General features: G+C 74.6%; 6 protein-coding genes, 2 pseudogenes and 1 riboswitch. Of the genes and pseudogenes, 7 read left to right on the forward strand and 1 reads right to left on the reverse strand.

The features are described from left to right. Positions 1-61: 61 nt before the first annotated feature. On the reverse strand, positions 62-376 hold the full coding sequence (locus B1205_RS00165) for a DMT family transporter (protein WP_089153755.1): 315 nt from the start codon (positions 374-376) through the stop codon (positions 62-64). Between the two features lie 57 nt (positions 377-433). Continuing rightward, positions 434-500, reverse strand: a riboswitch (guanidine-III (ykkC-III) riboswitch). A 94-nt stretch (positions 501-594) separates the two neighbouring features. Here B1205_RS00165 and B1205_RS00170 point away from each other — a divergent pair. The 7 genes and pseudogenes from B1205_RS00170 to pspM all read left to right on the forward strand — a co-directional run bounded on the left by B1205_RS00170 (position 595) and on the right by pspM (position 6,559). Further along, complete coding sequence (locus B1205_RS00170; protein WP_089153756.1) at positions 595-1,518, forward strand: ornithine cyclodeaminase family protein; 924 nt, start codon at positions 595-597, stop codon at positions 1,516-1,518. After that, positions 1,515-3,014 (forward strand): 30S ribosomal protein S12 methylthiotransferase RimO, encoded by a 1,500-nt coding sequence (rimO, locus tag B1205_RS00175; RefSeq protein ID WP_089153757.1) that lies wholly within the window; start codon positions 1,515-1,517, stop codon positions 3,012-3,014. Before B1205_RS00170 ends, rimO begins: the two co-directional genes overlap by 4 nt. A gap of 47 nt (positions 3,015-3,061) precedes the next feature. After that, positions 3,062-3,643, forward strand: a complete 582-nt coding sequence (gene pgsA, locus B1205_RS00180; RefSeq protein ID WP_089153758.1) for a CDP-diacylglycerol--glycerol-3-phosphate 3-phosphatidyltransferase — start codon at positions 3,062-3,064, stop codon at positions 3,641-3,643. Between the two features lie 50 nt (positions 3,644-3,693). Further along, positions 3,694-4,205: pseudogene (locus B1205_RS00185) on the forward strand (CinA family protein). Between the two features lie 203 nt (positions 4,206-4,408). After that, the gene (locus tag B1205_RS00190) at positions 4,409-4,858 is read left to right on the forward strand and encodes a helix-turn-helix domain-containing protein (protein WP_089153759.1); all 450 of its coding nucleotides are present in this window, start codon (positions 4,409-4,411) and stop codon (positions 4,856-4,858) included. 125 nt (positions 4,859-4,983) lie between these two features. Further along, a pseudogene (locus tag B1205_RS00195) lies at positions 4,984-5,778 on the forward strand (PspA/IM30 family protein); the annotation flags it as partial. A 19-nt stretch (positions 5,779-5,797) separates the two neighbouring features. After that, on the forward strand, positions 5,798-6,559 hold the full coding sequence (pspM, locus tag B1205_RS00200) for a phage shock envelope stress response protein PspM (protein WP_089153760.1): 762 nt from the start codon (positions 5,798-5,800) through the stop codon (positions 6,557-6,559). The last annotated feature ends 45 nt before the right edge of the window (positions 6,560-6,604 follow it).

Consider the following 6,604-nt stretch of genomic DNA (forward strand, 5'->3'; position numbering starts at 1 on the left):
GATCTCTTCCGTTGACCTGCGGATCACCTACCCAGAGGGCCGGGCCGTCCAAACCGGAGGCTCAGTGGAAGAGCTTCAGCCCGACCACGCCGGCGACCACGAGCAGCAGGCAGGCGATCCGGGGCAGGTTGGCCGGCTCGCCCAGGGCCAGCATCCCCACGGCGGCGGTGCCGACCGCGCCGATCCCGACCCACACCGCGTAGCCGGTGCCGACCGGAATGTCGCGCAACGCGTACGCCAGGCCGGCCATGCTGGCGACCAGCGCGCCGGCGAAGACGGCGGCCGGCAGCGGGCGGGTGAAGCCGGCGCTGCGGTCAAGGGCGATCGCCCACACGGTCTCCAGCAGTCCGGAGATCACCAGCACGATCCAGGCCATGGTTGTCACCTCTGACGGGCGGGCCCGGCGCGGTCGAGCCGGGCGGCGGTCGGTTCACGCGGGACGTCTTGGCCTGACCGGGTACGCCCACCACTCGTCCGGGGCGGCACACCGGCCGCCGTGCCCGACGCTAGCACCGACCGGTCGCGCCGAGAGCGTTGGTGACGAACCCCACCTCGGCTGGAGTTCACGCGAACTTCAGGTTGCAGGATGGGGGCATGACGCTGCTCTTCTCCGACGAGGACGTCGCGGCGACCGTGGACGCGCCGCTCGCCGTGACCGCCATGCGGGACGCGCTGCTGGCCGCGTACGCCGGCCGGCTGATCGCTCCGCCCCGGGCGTCCGCGTCGCTCGGGGCGGGACGGATGGTGCTCACCGCCGGCCACCTCACCGGCGAGTGGTACGGCTTCCGCTCGTACGACACGTTCGGGCACCCGGAGAGCGGACAACTCGTCGTGCTGCACGACGCCACCACCGGGGCGGTACGCGCCATCGCCGTCGGCGGGGAGCTGGGCTCGCGGCGTACCGGGGGACTGGGTGGCGTGGCCGTGGACGCGCTTGCCCGCCCGGACGCCGCCACGCTCGGCGTGATCGGATCCGGGCGCCAGGCGTGGACCCAGGTGTGGGCCGCAGCGGCGGTCCGGCCGCTGCGCGAGGTGACCGTGCACAGCCGCTCGGTTGCCCGGCGGGAGGCGTTCGCCGCCCGGGTCCGGGCCGAGCTGGGCGTGCCGGCCCGCGCCGTCGGCTCCGCCGCCGAGGCGGTGCGTGACCGTGATCTCGTGGTGATCGCCACCACCAGCACCGCGCCGGTGCTCGCCGCCGCCGACCTGGCCCCCAGCACCCACGTCAACGCGGTCGGCTTCAAGCAGGTCGACCGGCACGAGTTCGGCACCGACCTGCTCGACGCCGCCGACCTGCTGGTCACCGACTCGCCCGGGCAGGCCGCCGCGTACGCGCCGCCGATGCTCGCCGCCGTCGAGCCGTACGCGGGCCGGCTGCGCGACCTGGGCGCGGTGCTGGCCGGTGCGGTCCCCGCCCGGACCGGCGCGGACCAGATCTCGGTCTTCTGCTCCACCGGCCTGGCCGGCACCGAGGTGTTCCTCCTGGACCGCCTCGCCCGCACGCTCACCCCGGCGCGGTGAGAAGGGAANTGGTGTCTGATGCCTCCTCTCCGCGCCGGGTGGCGCTGCTGACGTTGGGCTGCGCTCGCAACGAGGTCGACTCGGAGGAGCTGGCCGCCCGGCTGCACGCCGACGGTTGGCAGGTGACCACCGACGGCGAGGGCGCCGACGTGGTGGTCGTGAACACCTGCGGCTTCGTGGAGAAGGCCAAGCAGGACTCGATCCAGACGCTGCTGGCCGCCGCCGACACCGGCGCCAAGGTGGTCGCCGCCGGCTGCATGGCCGAGCGGTACGGCCGTGAGCTGGCCGACAGTCTCCCCGAGGCGCAGGCGGTGCTGAGTTTCGACGACTATCCGGACATCGCCGCCCGACTCGACGCGGTGGTCGCCGGCGAGTCGATCGACGCGCACACCCCGCGCGACCGGCGTGAGCTGCTCCCGCTGACCCCGGTGAAGCGCCGCGAGACGGCGGTGTCGCTGCCCGGGCACGGCACCCCGACCCGGGTCGCGCCGGAGACCGACGCGCACACCCCGGCGCACCTGCGGCAGGTGCTGCGGCACCGGCTCGACACCGGCCCGGTGGCCTCACTGAAGCTGGCCAGCGGCTGCGACCGGCGCTGCGCGTTCTGCGCCATCCCGGCGTTCCGCGGCGCGTTCGTCTCGCGTACCCCGGACGAGCTGCTCGCCGAGGCCGAGTGGCTGGCCAGGACCGGCGTCCGCGAGCTGGTGCTGGTCAGCGAGAACTCCACGTCCTACGGCAAGGACCTGGGCGACCCGCGCGCGTTGGAGAAGCTGCTGCCGCAGCTCGCCGCGATCGACGGGATCGTCCGGGTGCGGGCCAGCTACCTCCAGCCCGCCGAGACCCGGCCCGGCCTGGTCGAGGTGATCGCCACCACGCCCGGCGTGGCGGCGTACTTCGACCTGTCCTTCCAGCACTCCAGCGAGCCGGTGCTGCGCCGGATGCGCCGGTTCGGCTCCACCGAGCGGTTCCTGGAGCTGCTGGGCTCCGCCCGGGCGCTGGCCCCGGAGGCGGGCGCGCGGAGCAACTTCATCGTCGGCTTCCCCGGCGAGACCCGCCACGACGTGGCCGAGCTGGTGGAGTTCCTGACCGAGGCGCGGCTCGACGCGATCGGCATGTTCGACTACAGCGACGAGGACGGCACCGAGGCCGCCGGACTGCCCGGCAAGGTCTCCGCCGCCACCGTCAAGCGACGGTACGACCGGCTCAGCGCGCTCGCCGACGAACTCTGCTCGCAGCGCGCCGAGGAACGGCTCGGCTCGACCGTGGAGGTGCTGGTGGACTCCGTCGCCGACGGCGTGGTCGAGGGGCGGGCCGCCCACCAGGCGCCCGAGGTCGACGGTTCGACCACGCTGGTCGCGCCGGACGGCGGCGGCATCGATCTGACCGCGCTCCGCCCGGGTGACCTGGTCCGGGCCACCGTGACGGCGACCGAGGGGGTCGACCTGGTGGCCGTTCCGGATGAGATGATCTCGGCGGCGCCCGGCGCGACACGGTGACGGCGGGCCCGGACGGAGCGGGGAAGCCACGTGGGGCGGTGCCGGACATGACCGGAGCGGATCCGTCGGTGGCGTCCCCCGTGCCACTGCTCAACGCCGCCAACCTGCTGACCGCGACGCGGCTGGTGCTGGTGCCGGTGTTCGCAGCCACCGTGGTCGCCTCCGGGATGAGCCACGCCGGCTGGCGTACGGCGGCCTGCGTGATCTTCGTGGTGGCCTCGGCGACGGACCTGGTCGACGGCTGGATCGCCCGCCGGTTCGGGCTGGTCACCTCGGTGGGCAAGGTCGCCGACCCGATCGCCGACAAGGCGCTGACCGGGGCCGCCCTGGTGCTCCTCTCCTGGTACGACCGGCTGCCCTGGTGGGTGACCGTGGTGATCCTGGTGCGGGAGCTGGGCATCACCGCGCTGCGCTTCTGGGTGATCCGGCACGGGGTGATCGCGGCCAGCCGGGGCGGTAAGGCCAAGACGGCGTTGCAGATCCTGGCGATCACCTGGTATCTCTGGCCGATGCCGGACGCGCTGGCCCCGGTCGGCCCCTGGATCATGGGCGCCGCCGTGGTGGTCACGGTGCTCACCGGTTTCGACTACGTCGCCCAGGCGCTGCGGCTGCGTCGTCCCGCGCGTTGAACCGGACGGCGGACGAGTAAGCCGTCGCGACGCGGGAAGAGATGGCGGGCATGAGCGACACCGACGCGAGACACCAACGACCCGCCGGCAGCCCGGCGGCCTCCGTGGTGCACCGCCTGCACGAGTGCGGCCAGACGCTGGCCACGGTCGAGTCGCTGACCGGCGGGCTGCTCGCCGCCGCGATCGTCGAGATCGCCGGGGTCAGTTCGATCTACCGGGGTGGCCTGGTGGTCTACGCCACCGAACTCAAGGCGACGCTGGCCGGCGTACCCGAGGATCTGCTGTCGGCGCGCGGGCCGGTCGACCCGGACGTGGCCGCCGCCCTCGCCGAGGGCGGGCGGCGGCGCTGTGACACGGACTGGTGCCTGGCCACCACCGGCGTGGCCGGGCCGGAGCCCCAGGACGGCAAGCCGGTCGGCCTGGTCTACGTGGCGGTCGCCGGCCCCGACGGNCGGTGATCGAGGCGCTGCGGCTGCTCGCCGAGCGGATCCAGGACGTGCAGGACGCGCAGGAGGCCGAGGACGCCGAGGCGGGCGATCCGGCGGGAGCCGGCCGGCGATGAGCGTCCGCGCCGCCGACGCGCCCGGCCGCGGGGTCGCCGCCCCGGGGTCCTCCACCGGATTGGGGAGCCGGGGTGGGATGTCGTCGTGGCGGTCAACGGGTACGGTTGCGGGAAGGCTTCGGCGGGCGACGCCGGTGCCGGGGCGACGACCCGGCGCGGTGCGACCGGCCGGGGATTCTGGTTCCCGTCCAGGGGGAGGTGCGATGGTCCTGCTACGCCGGGTGATCGGTGACGCACTGCGGGCACGTCGGCAGGGGCAGCACCGCACCCTTCGCGAGGTTTCGTCCGCCGCCAACGTCAGCCTGGGCTACCTGTCCGAGATCGAGCGCGGCCACAAGGAGCCTTCCAGCGAGCTGCTGGCCGCGATCTGTGACGCGCTCGGCGCCCGCCTGTCGGAGCTGCTGCGCGAGGTCAGCGACACGGTCGCGCTGGCCGAGCAGATGCCCGGGGTGCTGGTGCCGGTGGCCGACGAGACGGTCGAGCCGACGACGGTGGCCCCGACCGCCGTGCGCAAGACGACCAACCGGGGCGTCCGGCAGGTCACCTCCGACGGCGCGGTGGCGGTCCAGGTCCGGCAGGACTCCCCGCTCAAGGCGACGCTGCGCAGCACCCGCGTGCGCCCCGCCGAGCGGGACGTGGTCTGCGCCGCCTGACCTGCCCCTCGGTCCTGGGCGGCACTGGCGGCGGCGTCGTAGTGTTGATCAGGATCGTACGGGTGCCGGAGTGGCGTCCGACTGGGACGATGTAGACGCGACGCTACTGAGGGGACGAGGCGGAGATGGCGAACCCGTTCGTCAAGGGTTGGAAGTACCTGATGGCGCTCTTCGGCGCGAAGATCGACGAGCACGCCGATCCGAAGGTGCAGATCCAGCAGGCCGTCGAGGAGGCGCAGCGGCAGCACCAGGCGCTGGTGCAGCAGGCGGCGGCGGTGATCGGCAACCAGCGCCAGCTGGAGATGAAGCTGTCCCGGCAGATGACCGAGGTGGAGCAGCTCCAGGGCAACGCGCGGCAGGCGCTCGCGCTGGCCGACCAGGCCCGGGGCAAGGGTGACGAGACCGAGGCCGGGCGCTACGAGCAGACCGCCCAGTTGCTCGCCACCCAGCTCGTCTCCGGCGAGCAGGCGCTGGAAGACCTCAAGACGCTGCACGACCAGGCGCTCGGCGCCGCCGCGCAGGCCCGCAAGGCGGTCGAGAACAACTCGATGATCCTCCAGCAGAAGCTCGCCGAGCGCACCAAGCTGCTCAGCCAGCTCGAACAGGCCAAGATGCAGGAGAGCGTCGCCCGGTCCCTGGAGTCGATGTCCTCGCTGACCGCACCCGCCAGCACGCCGTCGTTGGACGAGGTACGGGACCGCATCGAGCGCCGCTACGCCACCGCGATGGGCCGGGCCGAGCTGGCCGGCAACTCGGTCGAGGGGCGCATGCTTGAGGTTCAGAAGGCGACGCTCGACTCGGCCGGGTCGGCCAGACTGGAGCAGATCCGGTCGAGTATGGCCGGCGAGCAGCTCGGCGGCCGGCAGGAGCGCCCCGCGGTGGGGCAGCCGNCCGTGGCACCGGGGAGAGCACCACCGGCTGACGGGACGGGGAGAGCGGATGGCGGACGAGCGGGCGCGACACTTCCGGCGGCTGGGCAAGCTGCGGCGTTCGGCCCGGCGCTGGAGCGTCCTGGCCGGCGGGCTCGGCGGGGCGGCCGCGGTGCTGACCCCGTACGCCGGGCTGGGCCTGCCGGACGCGGCCTGGGTCGGCGCCGCGGGCAGCGCGATCGCGGTGGCCGCCTGGCGTTGGATCGACCACCGGGCCCTCGCCGCCGTGCCGCCCCCGCCGGCGCTCGACCCGGCCGAGGCCGCGGCCCGCTCCCGGGCCCGGCTGGTCGCGGCCGTCGAGCGGCTGCCCGTGGGCCCGGGCGTCGTCGCCGAGGTACGCCGGGTGCGCTCCCGCCTCGCGCTGCGCGGCACCGCCGCCGCCGAGCCGTGGGCCCGGCTGGACCGGGCCGCGCTCACCCTGGCCGGGTTGACCGGCCGACTGACCGGGCTGGCCGAGCCGGCGATCCGGGAGGCCGCCGAGGCGGACAGCTCCCTGCGCGACCTGGCCACCCGGGTGGCCGGCGTGGAACGCGCGCTGAAACTGGCCCCCCATGGGCCGCTCGCCGAGGTGCACGCGACGCTGGTCGCCCAGCTCAACGAGGGGGTGGCCGCCTACGAGCGGCTGGTGGTGGCCGCCGCCGGCTACGTGGCCGAGAACGCCCGCCCGGACACCGCCCACCCCGCCGCCGCGCGCCTCACCGAGGCCACCGACCTGCTGCACGGCGTAGCCTCCGCCCTGGCCGAACTCCGCACCCCCCTCAGAACCCCCTGACACCCCCCCGCCCCGCCCCCCTGCCCCCCGCCCCGCCCCGCCCCC

It is taken from the genome of Micromonospora sp. NBS 11-29, assembly GCF_002140155.1.
Taxonomy (GTDB): Bacteria; Actinomycetota; Actinomycetes; order Mycobacteriales; family Micromonosporaceae; genus Micromonospora.

What these genes read in the sequence shown, in the direction of transcription:
- B1205_RS00165 (WP_089153755.1), bottom strand. Translation starts at nt 376, where the DNA reads ATGGCCTGGATCGTGCTGGTGATCTCCGGACTGCTGGAGACCGTGTGG.
- B1205_RS00170 (WP_089153756.1), top strand. Translation starts at nt 595, where the DNA reads ATGACGCTGCTCTTCTCCGACGAGGACGTCGCGGCGACCGTGGACGCG.
- pgsA (WP_089153758.1), top strand. Translation starts at nt 3,062, where the DNA reads ATGACCGGAGCGGATCCGTCGGTGGCGTCCCCCGTGCCACTGCTCAAC.
- B1205_RS00190 (WP_089153759.1), top strand. Translation starts at nt 4,409, where the DNA reads ATGGTCCTGCTACGCCGGGTGATCGGTGACGCACTGCGGGCACGTCGG.
- pspM (WP_089153760.1), top strand. Translation starts at nt 5,798, where the DNA reads ATGGCGGACGAGCGGGCGCGACACTTCCGGCGGCTGGGCAAGCTGCGG.